Source organism: Flavobacterium sp. Leaf82, assembly GCF_001422725.1.
Classification (GTDB): Bacteria; Bacteroidota; Bacteroidia; order Flavobacteriales; family Flavobacteriaceae; genus Flavobacterium.
On sequence record NZ_LMMA01000032.1, the window covers coordinates 589870 to 615089 of the forward strand.

A 25220-nucleotide genomic window follows, 5' to 3' on the forward strand; every position below is an offset into this window, starting at 1 on the left:
AGTGTTATTGTAAAAATCTATAACAAACTCAAGGCAAGTAAAATATAATTTATGGAAGACAATAAAATAAGCAGAAAAAAATTCTTAGGATTAGGCGCTGCAGCAACCGGAGCAGCTTTATTTTCAGGAATTGGCGGAAATGCAATGACCCAGGTATTGCAAGATAATAATAGCGCGGCCTTAAAAGAATATATTTTAATTAATGTGCGATTAGAAGATGGTTTTGAATACAATGAAAAAAATGAAGTAATTGCCACCAAAACAGCTTTATACAACATTCATATTTTAGATGGTAAAATTAAAAGTATCACCACCGGAAAATCAATTTTGAAACTAAAAACAATTGATGCCAAAGGACTTTTGATGCTACCGGGATTAAGAGATATGCACATTCATATTGATAAAACCTATTATGGAAGCGGAACCTGGAATGCAGCGCCACGAAAAGGATATACTGTAAAAGACATGATTACGCTGGAGCAAAAGTTAATCCCGCAATTATTACCGGATTCTCAGCACAAAGCCGAAGAAGCAATCAAACTAATGCAAAGTCAGGGAAGTTATTTTGCGCGTTGCCAATGTAATATAGATCCTGTAAGCGGATTAAAAAGTCTGGAACATTTACAGGCAGCTTTAGATAAAAACAAAGATAGTTTTGGTTGGGAAATTGTTGCTTTTCCGCAACACGGAATTTTATATTCAAAGTCAGAACCTTTATTAAGAGAAGCGGCAAGTATGGGAATTGATTTTATTGGCGGGCTTGATCCAACAAACGTCGATGGCAATATGGAAAAATCTCTTGACGTAATGTGTCAAATTGCTTTAGATACCAATAAAGGAATCGATATACATTTGCATGAAGCGCCACCGTCTGGAAAAGCAGCAATTGAATATATCATCAAAAAAGCCGAAGAAAACAAACAATTACAAGGCAAAACGTATATAAGTCACGGTTTTGCTTTGGCAAAAATGGACCCAAAAGATCTGGAAAAAATAGCAGAACAAATGGGAAGTCTGGGAATAGGAGTCGTGTCAGGAATTCCGATTGGGAAAACAATAATGCCAATCCCCACTTTAAAAAATTATGGTGTAAAACTAATGACAGGAACAGATAGTATTGTCGATCACTGGCAGCCTTTTGGTACTTGCGATATGCTTGAAAAAGCAAAATTATGCGCGCAGCTTTATGGCTGGACAGACGAATATAATTTAAGCCGAGCGTTGCATATTGCAACAAAAGACGAGATTTTACCACTTAACGATTCCGGAACAAGAGTTTGGCCCGCAGTAGACAATGAAGCAAATTTTATTTTGGTAAAAGCAACCTGTTCTGCCGAAGCCGTTGCCCGTTTACCCAAAAGAGAAGGCGTTTTTTATAAAGGAAAAATGATTGCCGGCACAATAGGTTCATAGATGTAGTCAAAGGGACAAAGGTTCAAAGGCAGAAAGGTTTTCCCGTAGAGACGCACAGCAGTGCGTCTACATTCCAATTGAAAAGGCACAAAGGCACAAAGGTTTTTCCATAGAGACGCAATGCGTTTACATTCCAATAGAAAACCTTTGTCCCTTTGCAACTCTGCACCTCTGAACCTAAAAAAAGAAAACCCCTTAAGCAATTCAACTCTTAAGGGGTTTTTTGAAAAATAAATAATAACCAATTAAATTTATTTTTTATCTAAGTCTTGTTTTAGCAATTTCGCATGCTCCAAATGAGCTGTTAGCGGTGCTATATTATTTGATGCCCAAAGTTTAACATCTTGGTCTTTTGCATCTTCTGTAGCTTTTTGCAATTTATCAATCGCTTTTTGATGTCCGTCGATCATCATATCAGCGAACTTTTTATCAAAGTCAAGACCTGATTTCTCATTCAGTTTGTTGTATTCCTCTTTTCCATCTTCGGTAAGTGAAGAAGGTAAAGTGAAGTTTTTAGCTTTAGCCAAAGCACTTACTTCAGAAGCCGATTTGGTATGCTCATCAACAAGCATTTTTCCAAATTTCTTAACCTCAGGATTTGTACTTTTTATTTGTGCCAATTTTCCAATTTCGATTTCAGCAAGATTTACTTCTGCGATATCAACTAAAAATTCCGAATCATCTTTTTTATCATCAATTGAGTCAAATTTAGCTTCATTACTATCTTCAGCAACTTCTTTTGGATCTTCTTGTTTAGTTTCATTTTTACAAGAGTTCAGGGAAATGATTAATAATCCTGCTCCTAAAATTGCTTTTCCGGCTAATAGTATTTTTTTCATGATTTTATAGTTTAAATGTTATAATGTAAAATTATTCAGATTGTGTGAAGAATGTCTTACAGTATTTTTGGATAATTTTATATGATTTGGATTTGTGAAAAATTAATATGTAATACAATTAGTATTATATTCGCAAAGCAAAAAATAATCATACCTATATATAACCAACCCTTCATGATTGCTAAAACCCGGAATACAGTAAACCGAAAAATTATAATAACATTACTTTTTTTAATTTCAATTCATCTAACTGCACAAACCACTTATACTGGATTTATTGATAAATACCCAATAGAATTTGTTACTGATGTTGATTCTGATGGTTCAGGAAGTGCTATTTATGCGTATTCAAATTATGATACACCAATCCAAGTACGCGGCACGCTAAAAAATAAAGTATTGACTTTTTTCGAAAAGGATAAAATGGATAAGAAAACTGCTAAAATAGTTTTTGAGAACTTCAACCCTAAAAGCAAAAAACTGGAAGGAACCTGGATTGATTTAAATACCAAAAAAGAACTTAAAATAAGTTTGACAAAAGTATTTGATATCGATTATGGAGATAAAATCGAATGGAAAAACAGAGAAATTCTACAGGCTGTTTCTCTAAAGGGAAAATATTTTAAACTGATTGTTTCAAAATCAAAAGACGATTTTTATGCAAGAGTTACCGGATTCAAAATTCTGGAAAAAAAGACTGATAAACTCCTGCAGCAAATAGATGTGGAATGCCAGCTTTGGGGTTTAAACAATATAAGTACGGACGATTATAATTTTGACGGAATCGAAGATTTCTCTGTTTTCGAAGCAAGTGCTGCCGGACCTAATACTACGAGTTTGTATTTTTTATATAACCCAAAGACAGGAAAATATTTCGAAAGCAGTTTTAGCGGCACTTCATTAGAGTTCGACAGTAAAACCAAAAGAATTCATGAATACAATCAATGTTGTGCCGGAGCAAGCCAGATGAATGCTGAGTACAAAGTGGTGAATAATAAATTGGTTTTGATAAAGAAAAGCTGCCTTGAATTAGATATTAAATCCGGAAAATTGAAAAAGGTAAAATGCGATTAATATTTAATGTGTGAATGAAAAAATAATAAAAGTATCAGCTTAAATTCTGTAAAAAATATAGAATTTGATACAAAAGAAACTAAAACAATCTATTAACTAAAGAAGCTATCACAGATATTTTGAATCATAATAAAATTGGGATATTCTTTAGAGGTCAAATAAAAATAAATATTAAGTAATGAGAAAAATATCAAGATTTTCGGTATTGAGTTTTATTTTTTGGTCATCTTTAATATTGATAAACTTTTTTTACTTTCAACCATTTGTAGATAATACTTATTTTCATTCAGATGTTTTGTTTTTTAAAAATGATTCATGGAAATATTCCATTATAGTTTTTATTTTAATTTTAATAGTTTTTGTTGTTTATGGTTTTAAAACGAATATGATTAAAATAAGAATTTGGAATTTTGCTTTACTAGCCTTATTCTCATTTTTTCTTTCTAGTTTGCTTAAAAATTTTACAGATAATTTTTTACTCTATATAAATAAAAAAATAAGTCACAAAAGCATTTTAATTGTTTATAAAGTAATTGAAAATAAAGAAAATGAAGTTTTTGAATTATATGATTATAAAAACTTTATCACTTATAAAGAAGAATTAGATAAAATCAATAATCAAAGAATCAACAATAACCTTAAATCGGTTTATGATTATAAGAATAATGACACTCTTCAAGTCAGTTTTAATTATGGCTTCTTAAAAGTTAAATATCTTGAATAAAAACAAGGAAGATATTACTTACTAAAGCTGTTATTTTTTGCTCGCGCGAGCGTCTCGCTCGTGAACGCAATCCTGTCTCGTCCTGAAATAAGTTTACAGATTTAGATTTAATCCTAAAAACAGATTCTACATCTCAGATTCTTGCCCGTTTTTAACGAGTGGTCGAGAAGCTTAATGAACCATGCAGAAACAATTTAGCTCGTAATTGTAGTTTGTATTTATTAAAACATCTCTTATTTGTATTAGATTTTATCCTAAAACTGTTAATTTTCAAAGGTTTGTCTTAATCTAATAGTTTAATGTCTTATACAGCCTGTTGTCGAAAAACCATCGGAGTAATTTTATTGGATTATGATTCAATAAACCATAAAATTATGACATCGGCTAAGCTATTTATGTTCGGAGAAGAGCGCGAATTATTGTGGGTATATACCAATTATTACAGACATATACATGTAAATGGAATGCCAACCAGTGATACCGAAGGAGGTTTTCTTACTTTTGGTTTTACATCGCAGGAAAGCGATGATTTATTCTGGCGCAATATGACTAAACCTATCGAAAAACATACAGACCGAATGGAAAAAGGAGAAATCCGTTTTTACAGCAAAGGTGAAAAAGATATTGCCCATAGAATATATAAATTCAACGACGCTTATGTTGTGCGTTATTCAGAAACATTCGATGCTTATGACACCGGAAACATGCAAACTGTTGTAATGTTGTCGCCGGCGATTCAAAATTATGGTTATACACATGATTTTGTAAAATATTGGCAAATATCCCAAGTTCCCGTAGAACCAGTTTATTATGTACCTAAAAAAGAGGAGAAACAAACCAAGGTAAAAACAATACAATTAATGACTACGCTGGATTTGGGTTCTGCAAATGATAATTCAGGAACAGAAACCCAGGAAGGAATGTTGTATGGCAATACATATGAATTTAAAGTTGTAGCTTTTACCGAGGAAACTCCCGCAGATAAAACGGTAATAAATTGGATGTATAAATACCACAGTTTATCTGAGAATAAATGGATCGAGAAAAAACTTGCAGTAACAGGCGACACGCTAAAGTTTACACTAAACGAAAAAGACATGTGCGGACGCGTCATACATATGCGTGCTTATATTAAAGATCCGGAAAACGAAGGAGAACTTAAAGTCTGGAAACATAACAGGTTTAGATGGTTTGACAGAAAGAAAGTGCACAACCAAATAAAGAATCGTATCAATGATCCGTGGAAAATTAATCAGGCACAAACTTCGCTTTGCGGTATGGCTGCACTTTATTATGCCATGATAAAAAGAGATGCAAAAGCATATGAGAAACTGGCAAAAGAATTGTTTAGAACCGGAGAATATACAATTGGCAGTTATGTGATAAAACCGCATGAAAAAGCCTTAAGCATGTATGAAGTCAATACAAGTTATGACAATTATATTGCCTTAGAAATTGCAGAAATAGACTGGATCGTACTTGCCACAACCCGAAGTAAGGAAAGTTTAAACAGCCAGTTTGTATATAACGGATTTGAAAATGACGAAATTGACATGCTAAAAGGAGCAAACTGGCCAGAAATGCTGACCAGAATGTGTAAGGAAGTTGCAGGATTCACCTCTGCTGAAGCGATTGATTTAGGAATGCTTCAAATTTCAAACAAAAAAGGAATATCCGGAAAATTAAACGATGCTATTGGAGGTTTTGATATTATGCACCTTAAAATTATAGATAGAAAATACAAACAAGGACATACTATTTTAATGATGATTGATAGTGACATGATTAAGGATAAAGTAAATTATGACCTGAAAGCTTTAACAACAAATGTACATTGGGTTGTTTATGAAGGAGGTTTAAGTTTTATTGATGTAGGGGAAAGTAAGTTTGTAGGTTTTAGTATTTATACTTGGGGATTAAATCCTATAACACAAAAAAATGAAGTAGGACTTTCTGATGAAAAGCATAAGCGACCTCTCATTTATAAAAAACAACGCATTTCTATTGAATCTTTTAAAAGTAACTATTATGGATACATTGAAGTTTATTAGTGTTATTATCTTAAGTTTCTTTTTAATTAATTGCAGACGAATTACTTATGAAAAAAGTGATGAATCTTTTTATTATATTATTTTAGAAAATTGGAATTCATCAAAATGCCCTAAAAAAATCGTCTATGAACGATATGTTAAGAATTCAAATTTTAAAAATAAAATTAAAAGTGATTCTGACTTTACCATTAATTGTGATGATGATTCTTCTAATAATAATCAAAGAATATTATTTCCTAATAAGATTTATATTGGGAAGATTGATTATGATATCAGACTAATTATTGATGACAGTATTGAATATAAAATAACAGAGATACAAAGCAAAATTGATACTGTTTTTTTAGGTGGTCGACCTGGAGATAACACTATAACGAATAGCATAAAATCATTAATTGTAAATGAACATCAATTGGATAACTCGATAGTTAAACAATCTGTTATTCATTTACCAAGTAAAGTAAGTATCTATATCCCAACAAAAATAGGAAAGGTTATAAAGAAAAAATAAAGATGTATTTCTATTCAATCTTTTTCAAGTAATTATTATGGCTATATTGACATTTCTTAAATATTCTTCAATATTATTAATGATTACTTCTTGTAATAAATACGAAGAAGATACAAAGATTTATGATTTTATTGCCATAAAAAATTGGGAGACTAAAATTGCGGACAATGAAAAGGGGTTGATAAATATTAATATTAAATCCAAATTATTCTATTACGAGAAAAATACGAATTTTAAAAAACTAACAAAAATAGATTCGATTTTTGAAGTAACCAGAGAATTAGATAGCGGTACAGAAAAGAATCCCACAAAATCATATTCTTTGATAATTACTCCAAAATTTGAAAATGATAAGTCAATTAATGATGACATGATTCTTTTATTAAATGATAGCATTGAATATCGATTTACTAACGTTTGTTTTATTAAAGACACTGTAAAAAGACCAACCTTTATTGGATATAAATTCACTATCAGATATAATCTTAAAGCAACAGTTAATGATAAGCAAATAAATTATGCAGATACTTTGAAATCAGCACATCAGTCCTCATATATATCATTAGATGCAACATTAGGAAAAAGAATTAAATAGATAAAAACAATATTAAGTCTTAAAAAAACAAGTATTATGGTTAAGTTCAAGTTCATTACCACATTTTGTATTGTATTTATATTCATCAGTTGCCATGAAACTGAATATGCAACAAAAGATCAATCATTTAATAATATTTATCTTAGAGGTTGGAATTCAACAAGATGTCCGTCAAAAATTGTTTTTGAAAAATATGAAAAAAAATCAAATTTTAAAAATTTGATTGATAGTACTTCTGGTTTTGATATAAATATTAACTGTTTGCCAAAATATGATAAGTTCAATAATATAATACCAACTTCACCTTATAATGACCAAATGATACTAACTCCTTATGTTCCTTATAATGGTAAAATAAACTACGATATCAAATTAGTCATTGATGATAGTCTTGTGTATAAAATAACTGATATAAAAGATGGAATTGATACAGTTTCAGCAAGGTCTGGTCCAGGAAAATGGATAATAATGAATAATATAAAATCACTAGTTGTAAACGGTAAAAAGTTAGATAATAAAAATGCACCATTAAGCATTGAAATCCCAACAAAATTAGGGAAGGTTATAAAGAAAAAATAAAGACATATTTCTATTCAATTTTTAAATGTAACTATTAAAGCTATGTGTAAGGGAAATAAATTTATGATTTTACTGATGATTATTTTTACAGGCTGTAATAAGAATGTTGAATGTAAAGAAGAAGGTATTAATGAGATATATTTTAAAGGCTTTAATATTTTAAAAATAAAAAAAATTTCATTTGAAGATTTAAAAGACAGTAAAAACAATTTAGAATACATTAATCCAAATTTTGATTCTACAGATCTTGGAATAAAAGAATTCAAAACCAATCAACTCACATCGCGCTTCATGGTGAATGGTTTTATCGTTACAATTAATGACACTATTAAATATAAAATAAGCAATATAAAAATGGAAGAAGTTTATATAGAAAAGAAAACTATGTGGAATGCAAAATTATATGGATGTAGTTTAAAAGAATATGAGCTAAATGATTCATTGATTCAAACTCACTCAGATATAGTAATATATAAATAAAACGTAATTTTAATTCAAGCATAAATTGTTGCTTAATAAAAAACCCTCGATCTTTTTAGATCGAGGGTTTTTGTTTATTATAAGCATAGGGTTTTATTCTACATCCAGATAAGGATTTAAAATTTCGGCTAATTCGTTGAGCCAGTAAAAACTGCTTTCTAATCTGGTTACTTCTTGCTGAAGCGTTTCGTTTTCCCTCATAATTCCTAAAGCCATGACGTAGTTTACTTGTCTTAAGGCTTTTGCCATTCCTTTTGGGTCAATTTTGTTGTTGAAGAAATTCATTAGCCTTGTTTCGGCTTCTTTTGAAAGGGTGTTTGTACTCATATCTTGACATTATTAGTGAATATAAAACCTTTGTTATAAAATTTGGTAGGTTATTAATTAATACCGTTCTCCTGTTACAAAGGCAAAGTTTATTAATTCTTAATGTGAAGATTTAAGAATGGTAAATATAATGAAAATCTTTATTTTATAATAATTTTCTTATGTAAATAGTACCTAGCCCTGATTGGAGTGAAAATCCTTTTTCTTGCTTCTTTAGCAAGTAAAAGATTTGGAAGGAAAGCAGGAAATAGCTCCTAAACAATAACAGATTCAGGCAAAGCAAACAGTTCCTAAATATTCTAAATAATTATAATTCCTGAAAACGTTCTAGGGTAGAGTTAATTATGAAAATAAATCAAAGAATTGTATAACGCCTTATTCTTACTTTTTGAGGAATTTTGATATAATAATTTTCTGAATCACTAACCTCAAAATTTTTCAATCATGCCAGATGCAAGAATTAAAAACGAAAAGCAATATCAAGCACTTTTAGAAATAGGATATAGTAAAGAAAAAGCAGCTCGAATTGCCAATACGCCTGATGCAGGTGAAAAAGGCGGAAATGCAAAACCATACAACGAATGGACAAAAGAGGAATTGTACCAACAGGCCAGAAAAGTTGGAATTTCAGGACGTTCGTATATGAGCAAGAAAAATCTAATCGATTCATTGCGTAATAACTAAAATCCTTTCAAAGCGATATTATCACTAAAAGTAAAACAGCCAGGAATTAAAGATTAAAAGAAATCTGCCTAATCTGCAAAATCTGCGAGAGAAAATATCAGCAAAAGAAAATAAGTACGCAACCAAATAATTTTTTGAAACAATAAATGCCACAGATGACGAAGATGGATAGAATATATCGGAAAAAATCTTTTAAATCTTTTAATCTGTGGTAATATAAATAAAGAAACGACCATGAATGCAGCAGCAAAGACCGAAAAACTAATGAATCAATTGATTAAGACACCTCATTTGGTGATCGAAAAATTAGATTTAGTTTATATCAACAATCAAAGGCTGCCAATAGAAAGATGTAAATGCGAGGATGGTTTTGTTTATAAAAAAAACGGACGCTGCATAAAACGAAAAAGCGATTTAAAACGCATTAGCAGTTTGGTGCTTCCGCCGGCTTGGGTAAACGTTCAGATATCTGATTTGCCAAACGGACATTTGCAAGCAGTAGGTTTAGACGATAAAAACAGAAAACAATACAGATATCACCCAAAATGGAATTTGATCAGAAATCAAACTAAATTTTATAAAATAGCTGAATTTGGAACAAAATTACCTTTGATTCGAAAAAAAGTCGACGAAGATCTTGAAATAAAAGAATGGTCGAAAGAAAAAGTTGTCGCACTCGTGATTCGGTTAATGGAAGAAACCCATATACGAATTGGAAACGAAAAATATGCGAAAGACAATAAATCATACGGACTTTCGACTTTAAGAAAACGCCATATCAATATCAATAAAAATTCTTTGAAATTTGAATTTACCGGAAAAAAAGGAGTAAAGCACACGATTACAACCAGAAACAAACAACTGGTAAAATTGGTTAGCCGCTGCGAGGAAATTCCGGGTTGGGAAGTTTTTAAATATTATGATAAAAACGGCGAACGAAAAGTGCTCGACAGTCATATGGTAAACGAATATTTACATGAAATATCAGGCGAATATTTTAGTGCAAAAGATTTTAGAACGTGGTCAGCATCGATTGTATTTTTCGAAACCCTGATGGAAATAGGAATTACAAGCGACGAAAAAGAAATTAAAAAGAATATTTTGACCGCTTTTGATGCGACTGCCCAAGCGCTGGGAAATACCAGAAATGTGTGCAAGAATTATTATGTACATCCATTATTGGTTTCGACTTATGAGGACGGTTCTATCCAGCAATATTTTGACAGGGCAAAAAAATGCCGAAGCAATAAAGAGCATTTTTCGCATAGCGAAATTGCGTTTTCAGAATTAATACAAAACTATCAGATCAATTTATCATAAATAAGGTTTTATAGTGCTAACAATATAATGTTTAGAGTTAATACATCTCTTTAAAAAGTATGAAATTTGAGTAACAAACAAAATCATTATTAACTAAAATCACAAGCTTATGTTACGTTATACAGTCATTTTTATTATTCTTGCAATCATTGCCGGAATATTTGGTTTTGGTGGAATTGCTGCCGGAGCCGCAAGTATCGCTAAAGTTTTATTCTTCATATTCTTAGTCTTATTTATTATATCTCTAATTAGCGGAAGAAAAAGTATTTAAACAGCAAATAAAATAACAATTAAAAAAACGACACATATATCCAGGTAAATGTGTCGTTTGTATTTTCAATAAAAAATAAAAATAAAATTATGGGAACTAAAAGCGGTGCTTATCAGGACGTTTATATCAAAAGAGACGATGCAATGGTGAGCTTAAAAAACGATGTAACAGATTTCTGTGAAAAATATATAAAACCTGTTCATCCTGAAAATTGGGATTGGTCGATACGTGATTTCGATAATCCGGATAATGACCCAACCGTTGCCGAAGCCAGAGCAATAGGAAACGTGGTTTTTAATGATCTAAGCGAAAACAAAGAAACAGATGTAGATCTTTCGACCATGAACAATGTCGAGGCGATAAAAGCATATTTAAATCCTCAGAGCAAATACGAAGCTTTTAATATGGAGGAATTTGCTTTTGCCTTGAAAGTCGAACTCGAACACGGTAAAATTAAAGATGTAAATGTTACCAATAATCATCCGTTTTTAACCGCAATGATTGCATTGGCACACATGACCGAAAGTTTAACCTATTACAAAAGACTAAAAGTAATGGAAGCGGAAGGTGAGATTTACGAAATCATGCGTAAAATCGAAAAAGTAACCACAGGAAAAGACAAATTGCTAGAAGATCTTATAGCTGCCGAAGAAGAACTAAAAGAAGCAAGGGCAGGACTCGCAGAGCGCCTGGAAAAAATGGATGATATCCCAGTTCTGGAAATCATTGGGGATTAGGTTAAAAAAGGTTCAAAGGAGCAGAGGTTCAAAGGAACAAAGGTTTTGTTGAAGGTTTTAGAGTTTTTTAAACTGATAAAAAAAAGGTTCAAAGTTGCAGCGCTACTTTGAACCTTTTTTTCTTCTATACTCTTTATTCTATAGTCTTTAATCTTTCTTCTATAATCTTTACTCTTTCTTCTAAAATTTTCTAGGATCGTTATCCGGATATTCTACATCTTCTTCTTCTTCCTGAACATCATCTTCGATATATTCGCTTTCGTCTTCCTCATCTTCCTCGTCATCGATATCTTCAAGATCATCTTCGGTTTCGTTAAAATCATCTTCGATATCTGCAATATCAGATGGGTTATCAAGTTCGTCGTTTACATCATCGACATTTTTGCCGTTCATATCCAGTTCCTCTTCGTATAAATCATCGTTGCTCGACTTAAGATCATTCTCGCTATGAAAATCATCCGTCAGGTCATCTTCGTCATCGGTAAGTTCGTCAGGATTTGGTTTATTAGGATCAAAACCATTTCGAACCGTATAACCGCGCTCTGCGATTTCGCTGTTGTCATTATCGCTTTCTTTCATATCATCGATATCATACAATTCTTCGTTCATAAGATTGTTTTTATCCGTCGTATTTTGATTCTGATTTCCAGGAACTCTGTTTCCTCTAATCATGCTGTCTTTTTGGTCTGTAGTATTCATGATAATTAGCTTTAAATAGTTTTATAATACAAATCTAATCATGATAATAACCAATTGCCTTATAGAATTTTAAAACGTAATTGTATAATTAACAGCTATTTATAATAATAGCCCAAACATTGGTTTTTGGGCATAAAAAAACCGTCATTGGCAATAACGGTCTTTAAATTTTGGCTTTAGAAAGTAAAAAACATTAATTATCGTTTCTTTCTAAATCGTCATCGTCAAAATGATCTTCATCCTCGATATGTTCCTCTTCGTCATTATCAACGTCGATGATTTCAAATTCCTCATCAGGATTATTCGTGATATAATCATCCTCGTTAACAACTTGCTCCTCATTTGGGATATTTTCGTTTCTGGCAATATTATCTCTTTTAAGAAGTGTATCGATAGCCTTATCAATCAACATTGCAGTATCGATATCGAGATGACCTCTTTGGTATTTTTGTTGAAAGTAAATTTCTGCTTCTTCGTATGTATAGTCAGTGTAAGTTTCCATTATAATATATTTTTAATTCTATACTACAAAGCTATCCCGCATTACAAAAAAAACTCTTATAGAATTACAAAATGTAGTTGCATAATATACAGGTGCTTAGAATGAAATTTATACGAATAATGATATAACTCGCCTGATAATCAAGATAGTAATTTTAACCTGTATTAATTATCAAAAACTATTACCATGAAAACTACAGATAGTAAAAAAGAAACCACTCCTAAAGAAGAAGTGAAAAAAGGAGTAACAAAAACCAAAATCAAATGCCGCATCCGGACTAACAGAATTGTTTGAAGATGGACTGAAAGACATTTACTGGGCAGAGAAAGCATTGACAAAAGCTTTACCATTAATGGCAAAAAATGCAACCTCACCGGAATTGATCGATGCGATAAACAATCATCTAATCGAAACAGAGGAGCAAATCGCGCGTTTAGAGAAGGTTTTTGAAATTATAGGTAAAAAGGCATCGGCAAAAAAATGCGACGCCATGGAAGACTTAATTGAAGAAGGAAAAGGAATTCTTGAAGAAACCGAAGTTGGAGTAGTGCGTGATGCCGGAATTATTGCCGCAAGCCAAAAAATCGAACACTACGAAATTGCTACTTACGGAACTTTGAGACAATTTGCAGAAACACTGGGTTTACCTGAAGCTGCCGCATTATTAGAGGAAACTCTTGATGAAGAAAAAGGAGCCGATAAAAAACTAACAGAAGTTGCTGTAAATGCCGTAAACCTTGAAGCTGCAGAAGCAGATTAATCTATCAAATCTACCAACTAAAAAAGTGCAGCTGTAAGTTGCACTTTTTTTAGCTTAAAAACCTAAAAGTTATATTATGCCAGAAGGACCATCGATATTAATATTAAAAGAAGAAGTGCAGCAATTTGCAGGACATAAAATACTTTCAGCTTCCGGAACCAGCCCAATAGATATTCAGCGATTGGAGCATAAAAAAATCTTGGAATTTAAAACCTGGGGAAAACACTTCCTGATTTGCTTTGATGACTTTACCGTCAAAATTCATTTGCTCATGTTTGGAACTTATCGCATTAATGACCGAAAGGAATTACAGCCCAAACTAAGTATGTTTTTTACAAATGGTGAACTTAATTTTTATACCTGTTCCGTAAAAATCCTCGAAGGTGATATTAACAATCATTATGAATGGAGCGAAGATGTAATGAGCGAAATGTGGGATCCTAAAAAAGCAAAAAATAGTCTTGACGAAATTCCGAAGGACATGATTTGCGATGCCATATTAGATCAGAATATATTTTCAGGAGTAGGGAATATTATTAAGAATGAAGTTTTGTACAGATGCAGGATTCATCCTGAATCGCTGATTGGAAAAATCCCATCTAAAAAATTAGATGAACTCATTTCTGAATGTTCAATCTATAGTTTTGAATTTCTTTATTGGAAGAAAAAAAACGAATTAAAGAAGCATTGGCTCGCTTATAGCAAAAGTACATGTAAGCGTTGTAATCTTCCCATCGAAAAGAAGAACACCGGAAAGAGAAATCGCAGCAGTTTTTTTTGTACCAATTGTCAAAAGTTACACATATGAAAAATCAAATTTTAATAGGCTGTTCCAGTTACAATAATAGGTTTTGGAAGGGAATTTTCTACCCTGACAACCTGTCATCTTCGAAGTGGTTTGAGTTTTATTGCCAGTACTTTAGCACGTATGAGTTCAACGGAAGCTTTTACAAGTTTCCAACAGTAAGAATATTTGAAAATTGGTATAAAAAAACGCCTGAAAATTTTATTTTCTCTGTAAAAGCGCCAAAAGAAATCACTCATTTTAAAAAATTTGTTGATTGCCAAGACCTAATTTCAGAGTTCTATAATGTATGCGAAACTGGTTTAAAAGAGAAATTAGGCTGTATTTTGTTTCAGTTTCCGCCCAGTTACCATTTTACAGCAGAAAAACTGGCACAAATTATCGAAAACCTGGATTTAAAATTTAAAAACGTAGTCGAATTTCGTCACGAAAGTTGGTGGAATCAAGAAGTGTGGAATGCTTTCAGAACGAACAATATTACGTTCTGCAGCGTTAGCCATCCGCAATTACCCAACACAATTTTTACCGATTTCCCCCTAATTTTCATCAGACTTCACGGAACTCCCAAGATGTTTTACTCCAGTTATTCACCTGAAGAATTACTTTATATAAAGAATGCAATAGATTCAAAATCAGCATTTGTTTATTTTAACAATACAGCAAGTGAAGCAGGTATTCTCAATGCTTTAGCGTTAAAACATATGTTGGAATAACCTGTTTTTGGAAATTTTTAATTAACTCGGTTTGTCATTTCGACGAAGGAGAAATCACATCCAAATATTCCACAATTTTTATAATCTAGTGTGATCTCTCCTTCGTCGAGATGACAAAAACTAGCGTGTATTCTAGATAAAAAAAGCAAATTATTTTAAGGGTTTTTAACTCAGTTTGTCATTTCGACGAAGGAGAAATCGCATCCAATATTCTACAATATTTTATAATCTAGTGTGATCTCTAGTTCGTCGTGATGACAAAATAAGACTCCTAATTATTGCGAAATAACTATAAAAAGAAGAATCAATTTTAAAATAAAGTCTATAGCTATTATAGGTATATTTGTGTTAAAATTTAATCATGCTAAATTCGCAAAAAGGCTTTCATTCCTATTATATTTATATTTTAACAAACAAATATCGATCAACTTTTTATATAGGAGTAACCAATAATTTAAAATTAAGATTGCAAAAGCACAAAGAAAATATTGAAACAAAAGCCAATACTTTTGCAGCAAAATACAACATTGAATTCTTGGTTTACTACGAAAAATTCATCTGGATTCATGAAGCAATTGCAAGAGAAAAAGAACTGAAAAAATGGAGAAGAGATAAGAAAATTGAACTTATTAAAGAATCAAATCCAACTTTTGAATTTCTTGATTTTTAAGTTTTTTAACTCAGTTTGTCATTTCGACGAAGGAGAAATTCAATCCAATATTCCACAATATTTTTATCATCTAGTGTGATCTCTCCTTCGTCGAGATGACAAAAACTAGCGTTGTATTTAGGTCAAAAAACGTAAATCATTTAAAGGGTTTTTAACTCAGTTTGTGATTTCGACGAAGGAGAAATTCAATCCAATATTTCACAATATTTTTATCATCTAGTGTGATCTCTCCTTCGTCGAGATGAAAAAATAACGCTACATTCAAGCAAAAAAAACGCAAGGTTGCAAAGAAATAAATCTTTGCAACCTTACGTTAATTATAGTAAACTTGTGGTAAAATCTAAAAAAAAACTACAATTTCAAGTTTCCTTCGATACCATCATCCATTGTTTTACCGCTTACAAATGCAGCGGCCATTTTTGCAATAGCGACCATTTTTCCGTTTTTATTATTCCAGTAATAACCATCTTCCGGAACTACTTTTATAACACTTAAATTTGGATCATCTTCGCCTCCTGGCATCCATACTTTTACAATTGGATCCCATAATTCTTTAATTTTTTCTCTATCATATGAGATACTTGCGCTCCCGTGTAAAGTCAGGAATTTATCGTGTGGCTCAGAGAAAAATAATTCAACTTGTGGATTAAGACTTATTTCAGCATTTTGACTGCTGTTTCTGTCTGATAAGAACCAAAGCTGCCCCAAATCATCAATTTTCTGAACAGACATTGGACGCGATTGAAGTCTGTATTCGTTATAAGTACAAAACATACACGTTTTAATGTTTTCTGCAAGGTCTTTTATTTTATCTACAGCAAATTCGTTTGTAAGGTCTTTATGATCTCCCATGGCTTTATATTTTTAAAATTTATACAATGATTTTTTTATAAATTCTCATTTTATGATCGTTAAAATCAAGTATATGATGAAAATTATACTAATAGTAAAGTTGCCATTTTTATGCTTTTTGGGCTTACATAATTAAATTTTTAAATTATGAGATTTCAATTATTAATATTTTGGGTCATATTCAAAAAGCTATTGATTTTATCTATTAATTTGGTTACCTTTGATGAGGAAAAAAAATCCTAATTCACAAGATACCACATGACTGATTTTACTATTTTTTATACTGATGATGATGAAGACGATTTGAGTATTTTTGCAGACGCAGTAGAATCGTTACCTAAAAAAATCAGACTTCAGACTTATAGCGGTGGAGAGAAATTATTGAATGCAATTTACAATCCGCCACCAACTCCTCATGTAGTTTTTTTAGATTTGAATATGCCCGGTAAAAATGGATTTGATGTTCTTACGGAACTTCGAAATTCTGAGGTAAAAAATGATATTCCCGTGATTATTTTTTCGACATCAAATGAGCCAAGTATTATAGAAAAATGCCGCACTTTAGGCGCTAATTTATTTATTACAAAGCCAATTTTGATGAAAGATATTATAAAATCTATTGATCATGCACTCGAAATCGATTGGAAAAAATTTACTCCAACCGATAAAACCTTTGTTTACAAGTCATAATTAAGCTCTTATAACTCCGGAATATAAATATCAAAAGTTGCCCCTTTGTCTTTTATCCCACTGGCAGTAATGATTCCTTTATGGTTTTCTACAATCTTTTTTACAATTGCCAGTCCAATTCCGGTTCCGGAAAATTCACTTTCAGTATTTAAACGTTGAAAAACTTCAAAAATACGCTCGTTGTATTCCGTATCAAAACCAATTCCGTTATCTGAAATTTGAAGATGATAATACAGTTTATCCGGAAAATCAACGGCTTGTTTAATCTTATATCCTTCGATTAAATTTGCTTTTACCTTGATTACAGGAGTAACGTCATTCTTAGTGAATTTGAGCGCGTTTCCAATCAAATTATGTAATAACTGTCTAAACTGAAACGGAATAATTGTTGCTTCGCCCAAAGGATCAAAATAAATCTGGGCATTTTTTTCTTCAATGCGCTCAGAAAAATCACTTTTTATTTCCTCGGCAATATCGTCAAGATTTGATCTTACAAAAACTCTGTCGGCAGAATTTGTTCTGGAATATTCCAGTAAATCCTGAATTAAATTCTGCATTCTTTTGGCAGAAACCTCAATTCGGTTTAAATATGTTTTGGCTTTCGCCGAAATATTTTGTTCGTCCAAATCAGATAATCGGCTTGCAAAAGTCTGGATTTTTCTAAGAGGTTCCTGTAAATCATGACTCGATATATAGGCAAAAGACTGAAGTTCGATATTCATATTGATCAAATCCCTGTTTTTGCTTTCCAGTTCTTCCGTACGTTCAGAAACTTCTTTTTCTAGTTGATCGGTAAAATTCTTCTGATCCTGAATATCAGTACTTGTACCAACCCACATCTGAATCCTTCCTTCGGCATCTTTTTGTGCAATTGCACGGCTTAATTGCCACCTGTATTCACCATCATGACGTCGAAAACGATGTTCTGTTAAAAAGTCATTTCCTGTTTTTACAGCTTCCATCCACGCATTTATATTTTCTTCGCGATCATCAGGATGCACAATTTGAAGCCAGCCGTATTTGTCAACTTCTTTTTGTTTTATACCGGAATAGGTAAAAACAGATTTATTAAAATAATTAAGATTTCCCATTGGATCGCTTGTCCAGATATGCTGAGGCATAGAATCAGCAAGAAGCCTGAATTTTTCTTCGCTTTTTATCAAAGTTTCCTGATTGTTTTTTTCATCAGTAATATCCATGACCGTACCAAGCATTTTTACCGGCTGCTTATTTTCGTCAAAAAATATCTTGCCATGCGCTCTGATCCACGCAATAGAATTATCAGGTTTAATAAAACGCGATTCATATTTGTAAATACTTGTGATAAGGGCACGATTATATGCTTCTTCTACTATTGGTATGTCATCAGGATATATTTTACTACGGATTTCCGGACGTGTAAGTTTTGTTGTCTTTTCATAACCAAAAACGGTAGCCAGATTCTCTGAATAAATCAATTCCTGAGTAGCAACATTCAGGTCCCAGGTTGCAATTTGGGCAATTTCTGAGGCTAAACGAGCACGTTCCTCTGCATCTTCTACTTTTTTGCGGGCTTCTACTTTTAAGGTTACATCGTTTACGGTAACCATAACCCCTGATGCTTCACCATCTTTTTCAAGAAGCGGAGTATATTGATAATCCAGATAAAACTTTTTAAGTTCGCCTTTGACATTGACATAAGCCAGTGATTCATTTTCCCGAACAATTTTTTTATTCTGAACAACCTGATCCAGTAATTCAGGATATTTTTGTTCCAGTAATTCCGGAAATACCTCCAGGATTGGTTTTCCAATGGTTTCGCTTTTCTTTTTTTGCCAAATTGTTTTTCTCATGGCATCATTTGCCATTTCGATAATATGATCTTTTCCTCTAAAAATTGCCATCGCAATAGGGGAGCCCATTACTAATTTTCTAAATGCTTTTTCGCTTTCCGTTAAAAGGTGTTTGGCTTTTACAGCTTCTGTAACCTCATGAGTCACAATAATAACACCTTCAATAGTATCATTTTCGGCTTTTAAAGGATGAAAAACTAAATTAAAATAGCAAAGTTCCTGTTTGCCGTATCGATTTAAAGTCACCTCTAATTCATCTGTATAATACGGAATTCCGTCTTTATAAACCTTTGCCAGTAAAGGATAAACGGTATCTTTAGCTTCAGGAACAGAAGAAAAAACAGGTTTATTAAGGATTTCCTCTTCCGTTTTATCAATAATTTGAAGGTAAGTAGTATTAGCCATTTCGATAACTAAATCAGCCCCTTTAAGAATCGCTATTCCCAATGGAAGCTGCTTTACAGTATGCCTGAACCTTTTATCACTTTCTTCAACCGCTGTTCTCGCAATAACCTGTATCGTAACATCATTTGCAATTGCGACAATTCCTGAAATTGTTCCGTCAGGTTCTTTTAATGCTTCATAAACAACATTGATAAAAGTATTTTCGACTTTACCATTACGAGTCAGTTTAACCGGAAGTTCATAAGCTGTAAACCGTTCACCTGTTGTATAAACATTAAGCAAAATTTCTTCCAGACCCTGACCGGTAACTTCTGGTAAGGCTTCAAAAATGGGTTTGTTTATAACCTGATCTATTTTTCGCTCCCAAATTTCGAGCATTAATTCGTTTGCTATTTCGACTACATAATTTTTACCCCTAAAAATGCACATCGCATTTGGAGTCTGTAATATATTGTTTAAGTAACGTTCATTGCTGTTTTCCAGATTTTTAAGTATAGATAAGTTTTCTGTAGTTTCATTACAGATTACAAGTACGCCATCTATTTTTCCCTGATCATTATTAACCGGACTATAACTAAATGTCCAGTAAACATCTTCCATTTTTCCGTTTCTGTAAATAGGCAAAAGTTGGTTTTCATGCCAGGTTGCTTCACCGTGAGTCAAAACCTGATCGATTAATGGTTGTATAAAGTCCCAGGTTTCCTGCCAGAAATCAGCACCTTTTTCTCCTAATATTAAAGGATGTTTTCCGTCGTTTCCAAGACTGGGGCGATAGGCATCATTGTAAAAACAAATATGATCCGGTCCCCAAAATAAAAACATCGGAAATTTTGAGTTCAAAAGAATTCCTAATGTTGTACGCAAACTTTGAGGCCATAATTCAGTTGAACCAATTGGGGATTTATTCCAGTCTTTGGCTCGCATTAAAGCGCCCATTTCGCCTCCATTAGCAAGAAAGTCTTGATTTGTAGTACTCATTAAAAAGGTATTTCGTTTTTGGTTAAAGCTAATAAAGCTAAGGATTGATAGGATTATTTATAAGCCAATTTTAGATAGTTGTTAAAATTACTAAAATAATTATTGATTTTATTTTGAATTTTTGAATGAGCTAATTTTTAAATCAATTGAGTTAATTTTATCTGTTAACATTGATGAAATTTGAATAAGTAATAGATTTTAAAAAATCTTAATTCAATGAAATCATGAAAAAGGAACAAAAACACGAAACCGACTATATAAAGAAATATCAGGACGAAGGGTATATGACAAATTATTTGTTTGACAATGGCTGCCTAATCGATTCAGAATCAAAATATGCCTATAAGCCGGACGAGATTTTTATTGTAGCCCATCATCGATACGAAGGTATGAGCGATCCTGATGATATGTCGATTTTATATGTAATAGAAACAAAGGATCAGAAAAAAGGAACTCATTTAATAGGATACGGTCCAATCGCAGATCTGGAAGAAGCCGAATTTTTTAAAGATATACCGAAGGCAAATTATTCTAAAAATGCCGACATAAACGAACTTACATAGATAAGTATTTTTTATTTTGCTGGGGAGCAGTTGTTTCAGATTTATCTGGGGCAGCTGCTTTTTTTTGTGGTCATACGCCAAAACGCGCTGGTTTACTATTTTTTTATTGGATTGATACATTCTGTCAATATATATATAAGTGTTCAGAAGGTAAAAATGGGCTCTGTAATAATTATGAAAAATCTCACTGAAATTGTATAATAAATTGATTAGCAATATGTGCGAAATTTGAATTATCAAAATAAGATAAAAAACCAAAACTAAAATTTGTACGTAAATAAATACAAACCAGTTTTATTAAACCAGACCAACATGAAAAAACTATACTTAAATACAGGAAGATTTGATACTATTTTTAATGATCTTAAAGATAGTTTTGATGGTGAGTTGATCACCAATAATAACGAATACAATTTGATCATAAAATCAAAATGGGCAAAAGGAACTATTAGCGGAGTTTGTTTAAATAACAGAATGTCGCATTTGAGTTTTGACCTTGTATTAAATCAGGATGTAAGCTTGAGTATGGAATCTTTTCAATCTGCGCCAATATTTTTTGTGTATTGCGAAAACGGAAAACTAGCACACAGTTTTGGGGCAAATGGAGAGAAAAAGAGCCTTAAAAACAATCAAACAGGTATTTTGAGTAATACTTCGGTTATAAACAGTGTATTGTATTTTGAAAGCCACAAACGTATTCAGTTCTCATTAATAGGAGTGCCAACCGAAGCAAATATTGAAGATGAGAATTTTGAAATGATCTCTCAGTTAAAAAGAAGATTCATGACGCAATCCGGAAACTATATTTATACAGGATCTGAGAATTTTAAAATTGCCGAAAAATGGCAGGAACTTAAAGCGCTTCCTCAACAAGGAATCGTTAAAAATTTACTTAAAAAAGTAATATTAAAAGAAATTGTAGATATGGAGGTAGCGCAACATAGTTATAACTATATCAAGACATTTGAACCTATTTTAAACTTGGCAACAAAGCAAATCAACGAGATTAAAAGAATTTCGAATATCAATATTTCTGATGTTATAAATGCCGCTGGATTAGCCGGAAGACACTATTTGCCACGTATTTTTAAAGAAAAATACCATTTATCATACAAGCCATACAATCAAAAACTAGCTAGCTAATAAGCATCATATATCACTTCTACATTACGAAAAAACAGCTTTTACGGGCTGTTTTTTTATTTAATATATTTTCAAAAAAAGGATTTTTAAATACAATCTCTCAGAATCTCAGTCTCTCAGAACCTTAGTAACTTAGTACTTTTTCAATAAACTCACTCCTTTTCATAATAAATAATAAAATAAACCATGATTAAATTCAGGCATAATGAAACGCTGTTGGTTAGTATAATGGGTAAATCTTCTTTTAAGATGCCATAAATAATCCAGATTAGTATTCCAAAAGTAAGGATACCAAAGGTTTTAAGCGAAATTTGCTTTACCTTTTTAGTTTTCCAAACTTTTATAATTTGCGGAATTACGGATATCGTAACACAAGTTCCGGCAAAGAGTCCAACAACATCTATTAAATTCATTTTTTAGTTTTTTTTAGTTTCTAAGTGACTAAGTTTTTTTAAATCGCATAATTCAGATGTTTATTCAGGAGCAAGATTGTCTTTTTAATTATATGAGTTTATCTAAAAGTTAGTAAGAAAAAAAACTTAGCAACTTAGTATCTAAGAACCTTAGCATCTCAGAACCTTAGCAACTTAGTATCTAAGAACCTTAGTAACTCTAAAAGAAAACCTTATCCGCCAATCATTTCACCTCCATTAATATGAATAAATTGTCCCGTGATGTAACTACTGTCCTCGCATGCCAGGAATACATAAGCAGGACCAACTTCTGAAGGCTGACCGGCTCTTTCCATAGGATTATCTTTTCCAAAATCAGCTAAGTTGTCAAAACTGGCAACGATTAGCGGTGTCCATATCGGACCGGGAGCAACGCCATTTACTCGTATTTTCTTTTTGGCAAGCATCGTCGATAACGATCTGGTAAAGCTTACAATTGCGCCTTTTGTACTGGAATAATCTGCTAAATGTTCACTGCCTCGATAGGCTGTAACTGAACTTGTATTGATTATGGTATCGCCTTCTGAAAGAAATGGCAATGCAGCTTTAGAAATATAAAAATACGGATAAATATTGGTTTCGAATGTTTTATGAAGCTGCGCAGCCGTGATGTTTTCTAATTCGTTTTGAGGAAATTGTACGGCAGCATTATTTACTACAATGTTTATTTTTTTAAATACACTGTGGCATTTTTTTATGGCACTTTTACAAAATTTCTCCTCCTTTAGATCTCCGCTTATAATAAGACATTCGCGTCCTTCTTTCTCGATAAGTGCTTTGGTATCCTTGGCGTCTTTATCTTCTTTAAGGTAAACAATGGCAATATTAGCACCTTCTCTGGCAAAATGTACGGCAACACTACGGCCAATACCACTGTCTCCGCCAGTTATAAAGGCAACTTTACCTAAGAGTTTTCCGCTTCCAACATAATTTTCTCTAATAATTTCAGGCTCAGGATTCATTTGATGTTCGTTACCCGGAAGATTTTGCTTTTGTTCCGGAAATTTTTTTATCGTTTTCATAGTACTTACTTTAGAGTTAATCATACTTTAAAAATAACGATTACATGCCTAAACTATTAACTGAAACAAATCTAAAATTGTCTCAATAAAACTTATAGAATTATCATTTACAAAGGTTATTTAACATGGGAATTATGTAACTAATTTCATATCCAATAAAATTTCTTTCTCCTTTTTTTTTATAAATTTGAAGGTTTTGCCACAGGCGCTAATACTAGGATCAGATAGTGTTAAATGTCATTTTATAAAATAATACAAGACTAAAAAAAACAAATTTTATTCATAAAACTTTACTCCCCCACGACAGTATGGTATTAATCGTAGACGATATAAAGGCAAATATTATTGCCCTGAAAAAAACATTAGAGCTGCATAATATTGAAGTAGATACTGCTGAATCCGGGGAAGAAGCCCTGAAGAAAATTCTTAAAACAAATTACTGTCTTATTATAATGGACGTTCAAATGCCGGGACTTGACGGTTTTGAAGTAGTAAAAATTCTTTCAGGCAATAAACGCACAAAGGATATACCGGTTATATTTTTATCAGCATTAAATATCGAGAAAAAATATATTTTTAAAGGATATGAAACCGGTGCGGTAGAATATATTACGAAACCTGTAGACACAGATTTACTGATTTTAAAAGTAAAAACTTTCCTGAAAATCTACGAGCAGCAAAATGAATTAAAAGGAATAAAAGAATTACTGTCTAAAGAAATAAAAATCAGGAAAGAAGCACAGGATAATCTCGAAATTAAAATCGCCGAAAGAACCAAGGAACTGGTTTCGAAAAACGAAGAATTAGAGATGAAAAATCACGAATTGCAGCAATTTTCATGGGTTGTATCGCATGATTTAAATGAACCCATCCGGAAAATCCAGATTTTTATAAAAATCATCAAAGAGCTTTATCTCGCAGATGATGCAAAAGCGGTAGATTATGTAGATCGTACGATTAAATCAGCAGAAAGAATGCAGACTTTAATTACCGATTTATTGGCATATTCAAGATTATCATCTCAGGTAAAACCGGAATCTACAGACCTGAATGTGGTTTTGCAGGAAGTACTTTCTGATTTTGATTATCTTATCGAAAGAAAAAATGCTACCATAAAAACCAGTGAACTTCCTACCATAGATAGTATTCCGAGCCAGTTGAGGCAGGTTTTTCAGAATTTGATCGGGAATGCATTGAAATTCTCCGGAAATTCACAAAAACCTTTGATCGAAATTACATCTGAATTAATTTCAGAAAAATCCTTTGAAAGTTCAACTTCTCCGGAAGGAAAATTTTGCCGAATCACGGTAAAAGATAACGGAATAGGTTTTGATGAAATTTACCTCGATCGGATATTTATTATTTTCCAGAGTTTAAACGATCGCCAATCTTATGAAGGAACCGGAATTGGATTAGCAATCGCTAAAAAAATCATCGAAAAACATAACGGATTAATCACAGCAAAAAGTCAGGTTGGACATGGTGCCAGCTTTATTATTATACTCCCTTTAAAATACGAATAATTATAA

The 25220-nt window shown here is 32.1% G+C and carries 27 protein-coding genes and 1 pseudogene; 20 read left to right on the forward strand and 8 right to left on the reverse strand.

From position 1 onward, the window contains the following. Window positions 1-51: 51 nt before the first annotated feature. On the forward strand, window positions 52-1413 hold the full coding sequence (locus ASF10_RS17090) for an amidohydrolase (RefSeq protein WP_056251562.1): 1362 nt from the start codon (window positions 52-54) through the stop codon (window positions 1411-1413). Between the two features lie 251 nt (window positions 1414-1664). Here ASF10_RS17090 and ASF10_RS17095 read toward each other — a convergent pair whose 3' ends face one another. Continuing rightward, window positions 1665-2252, reverse strand: coding sequence for a DUF4142 domain-containing protein (locus ASF10_RS17095; protein ID WP_056251565.1), 588 nt, complete (start codon window positions 2250-2252; stop codon window positions 1665-1667). Between the two features lie 174 nt (window positions 2253-2426). Between ASF10_RS17095 and ASF10_RS17100 the strand changes: the two genes are divergently transcribed. The 7 genes from ASF10_RS17100 (at window position 2427) to ASF10_RS17130 (ending at window position 8266) form a co-directional block, all read left to right on the forward strand. After that, window positions 2427-3326 carry an XAC2610-related protein gene (locus ASF10_RS17100; protein ID WP_056251567.1) on the forward strand — a complete coding sequence of 300 codons (900 nt, stop codon included), beginning with the start codon at window positions 2427-2429 and terminating at the stop codon, window positions 3324-3326. A 385-nt stretch (window positions 3327-3711) separates the two neighbouring features. Next, window positions 3712-4050, forward strand: coding sequence for a hypothetical protein (locus tag ASF10_RS24180; protein WP_131726550.1), 339 nt, complete (start codon window positions 3712-3714; stop codon window positions 4048-4050). 374 nt (window positions 4051-4424) lie between these two features. After that, the gene (gene tssD / locus ASF10_RS17110) at window positions 4425-6101 is read left to right on the forward strand and encodes a type VI secretion system tube protein TssD (RefSeq protein WP_262487337.1); all 1677 of its coding nucleotides are present in this window, start codon (window positions 4425-4427) and stop codon (window positions 6099-6101) included. Continuing rightward, on the forward strand, window positions 6079-6612 hold the full coding sequence (locus ASF10_RS17115; RefSeq protein WP_131726551.1) for a hypothetical protein: 534 nt from the start codon (window positions 6079-6081) through the stop codon (window positions 6610-6612). Before tssD ends, ASF10_RS17115 begins: the two co-directional genes overlap by 23 nt. Window positions 6613-6649: 37 nt before the next feature. Continuing rightward, window positions 6650-7207: a hypothetical protein gene (locus ASF10_RS17120; protein WP_056251579.1), complete on the forward strand. Its 558-nt coding sequence runs from the start codon at window positions 6650-6652 to the stop codon at window positions 7205-7207. A gap of 36 nt (window positions 7208-7243) precedes the next feature. Then, window positions 7244-7786: a hypothetical protein gene (locus ASF10_RS17125; protein WP_131726552.1), complete on the forward strand. Its 543-nt coding sequence runs from the start codon at window positions 7244-7246 to the stop codon at window positions 7784-7786. Between the two features lie 75 nt (window positions 7787-7861). Continuing rightward, on the forward strand, window positions 7862-8266 hold the full coding sequence (locus ASF10_RS17130) for a hypothetical protein (RefSeq protein ID WP_131726553.1): 405 nt from the start codon (window positions 7862-7864) through the stop codon (window positions 8264-8266). Window positions 8267-8359: 93 nt separating this feature from the next. On the opposite strand, the gene ASF10_RS17135 is transcribed toward ASF10_RS17130, so the two are convergent. Beyond that, the gene (locus ASF10_RS17135; RefSeq protein WP_056251593.1) at window positions 8360-8593 is read right to left on the reverse strand and encodes a hypothetical protein; all 234 of its coding nucleotides are present in this window, start codon (window positions 8591-8593) and stop codon (window positions 8360-8362) included. Window positions 8594-9037: 444 nt separating this feature from the next. Here ASF10_RS17135 and ASF10_RS17140 point away from each other — a divergent pair, with 444 nt between their 5' ends. The 4 genes from ASF10_RS17140 to ASF10_RS17150 all read left to right on the forward strand — a co-directional run bounded on the left by ASF10_RS17140 (window position 9038) and on the right by ASF10_RS17150 (window position 11605). Next, window positions 9038-9277, forward strand: coding sequence for a hypothetical protein (locus ASF10_RS17140; RefSeq protein WP_055097844.1), 240 nt, complete (start codon window positions 9038-9040; stop codon window positions 9275-9277). Window positions 9278-9511: 234 nt separating this feature from the next. Next, on the forward strand, window positions 9512-10597 hold the full coding sequence (locus tag ASF10_RS17145) for a DNA topoisomerase IB (RefSeq protein ID WP_056251596.1): 1086 nt from the start codon (window positions 9512-9514) through the stop codon (window positions 10595-10597). Window positions 10598-10706: 109 nt separating this feature from the next. After that, the gene (locus ASF10_RS23975; RefSeq protein WP_082421327.1) at window positions 10707-10868 is read left to right on the forward strand and encodes a DUF1328 family protein; all 162 of its coding nucleotides are present in this window, start codon (window positions 10707-10709) and stop codon (window positions 10866-10868) included. An 89-nt stretch (window positions 10869-10957) separates the two neighbouring features. Beyond that, window positions 10958-11605: a DUF5661 family protein gene (locus ASF10_RS17150; RefSeq protein ID WP_056251599.1), complete on the forward strand. Its 648-nt coding sequence runs from the start codon at window positions 10958-10960 to the stop codon at window positions 11603-11605. Between the two features lie 180 nt (window positions 11606-11785). Here ASF10_RS17150 and ASF10_RS17155 read toward each other — a convergent pair whose 3' ends face one another. Further along, complete coding sequence (locus tag ASF10_RS17155) at window positions 11786-12304, reverse strand: hypothetical protein (RefSeq protein WP_056251602.1); 519 nt, start codon at window positions 12302-12304, stop codon at window positions 11786-11788. Between the two features lie 193 nt (window positions 12305-12497). Continuing rightward, window positions 12498-12806, reverse strand: coding sequence for a hypothetical protein (locus tag ASF10_RS17160; RefSeq protein WP_056251605.1), 309 nt, complete (start codon window positions 12804-12806; stop codon window positions 12498-12500). A 186-nt stretch (window positions 12807-12992) separates the two neighbouring features. On the opposite strand from ASF10_RS17160, the pseudogene ASF10_RS17165 reads away from it, so the two are divergent. From ASF10_RS17165 to ASF10_RS17180, 4 genes and pseudogenes are all read left to right on the forward strand, one after another. Continuing rightward, window positions 12993-13566, forward strand: a pseudogene (locus ASF10_RS17165) (ferritin-like domain-containing protein). 76 nt (window positions 13567-13642) lie between these two features. After that, window positions 13643-14374, forward strand: a complete 732-nt coding sequence (locus ASF10_RS17170) for a DNA-formamidopyrimidine glycosylase family protein (protein ID WP_056251607.1) — start codon at window positions 13643-13645, stop codon at window positions 14372-14374. Then, window positions 14371-15084 carry a DUF72 domain-containing protein gene (locus ASF10_RS17175; RefSeq protein WP_056251610.1) on the forward strand — a complete coding sequence of 238 codons (714 nt, stop codon included), beginning with the start codon at window positions 14371-14373 and terminating at the stop codon, window positions 15082-15084. The genes ASF10_RS17170 and ASF10_RS17175 overlap by 4 nt, the downstream gene beginning before the upstream one ends. A gap of 361 nt (window positions 15085-15445) precedes the next feature. Further along, entirely contained in the window at window positions 15446-15754 is a 309-nt protein-coding gene (locus ASF10_RS17180; RefSeq protein ID WP_056251613.1) for a GIY-YIG nuclease family protein, read from the forward strand. A gap of 351 nt (window positions 15755-16105) precedes the next feature. On the opposite strand, the gene ASF10_RS17185 is transcribed toward ASF10_RS17180, so the two are convergent. Then, a complete protein-coding gene (locus tag ASF10_RS17185; protein WP_056251616.1) occupies window positions 16106-16606 on the reverse strand; it encodes a pyridoxamine 5'-phosphate oxidase family protein in 501 nt (166 codons plus the stop codon). A gap of 258 nt (window positions 16607-16864) precedes the next feature. On the opposite strand from ASF10_RS17185, the gene ASF10_RS17190 reads away from it, so the two are divergent. Further along, window positions 16865-17296 carry a response regulator gene (locus ASF10_RS17190; RefSeq protein ID WP_056251618.1) on the forward strand — a complete coding sequence of 144 codons (432 nt, stop codon included), beginning with the start codon at window positions 16865-16867 and terminating at the stop codon, window positions 17294-17296. A gap of 8 nt (window positions 17297-17304) precedes the next feature. Here the strand turns inward: ASF10_RS17190 and ASF10_RS17195 are convergent, their stop codons facing one another. Beyond that, entirely contained in the window at window positions 17305-20511 is a 3207-nt protein-coding gene (locus tag ASF10_RS17195) for a PAS domain S-box protein (RefSeq protein WP_056251620.1), read from the reverse strand. 224 nt (window positions 20512-20735) lie between these two features. On the opposite strand from ASF10_RS17195, the gene ASF10_RS17200 reads away from it, so the two are divergent. Together ASF10_RS17200 and ASF10_RS17205 are read left to right on the forward strand one after the other, a co-directional pair. Then, window positions 20736-21074 (forward strand): hypothetical protein, encoded by a 339-nt coding sequence (locus ASF10_RS17200; protein ID WP_056251624.1) that lies wholly within the window; start codon window positions 20736-20738, stop codon window positions 21072-21074. 312 nt (window positions 21075-21386) lie between these two features. Continuing rightward, window positions 21387-22217, forward strand: a complete 831-nt coding sequence (locus ASF10_RS17205; RefSeq protein WP_056252239.1) for a hypothetical protein — start codon at window positions 21387-21389, stop codon at window positions 22215-22217. A gap of 152 nt (window positions 22218-22369) precedes the next feature. Here the strand turns inward: ASF10_RS17205 and ASF10_RS17210 are convergent, their stop codons facing one another. Next, entirely contained in the window at window positions 22370-22630 is a 261-nt protein-coding gene (locus ASF10_RS17210) for a SemiSWEET family sugar transporter (protein WP_056251625.1), read from the reverse strand. Between the two features lie 212 nt (window positions 22631-22842). Continuing rightward, window positions 22843-23691, reverse strand: a complete 849-nt coding sequence (locus ASF10_RS17215; RefSeq protein WP_056251627.1) for an SDR family oxidoreductase — start codon at window positions 23689-23691, stop codon at window positions 22843-22845. 308 nt (window positions 23692-23999) lie between these two features. On the opposite strand from ASF10_RS17215, the gene ASF10_RS17220 reads away from it, so the two are divergent. Continuing rightward, on the forward strand, window positions 24000-25214 hold the full coding sequence (locus ASF10_RS17220) for a response regulator (RefSeq protein WP_056251631.1): 1215 nt from the start codon (window positions 24000-24002) through the stop codon (window positions 25212-25214). Window positions 25215-25220: the final 6 nt, after the last annotated feature.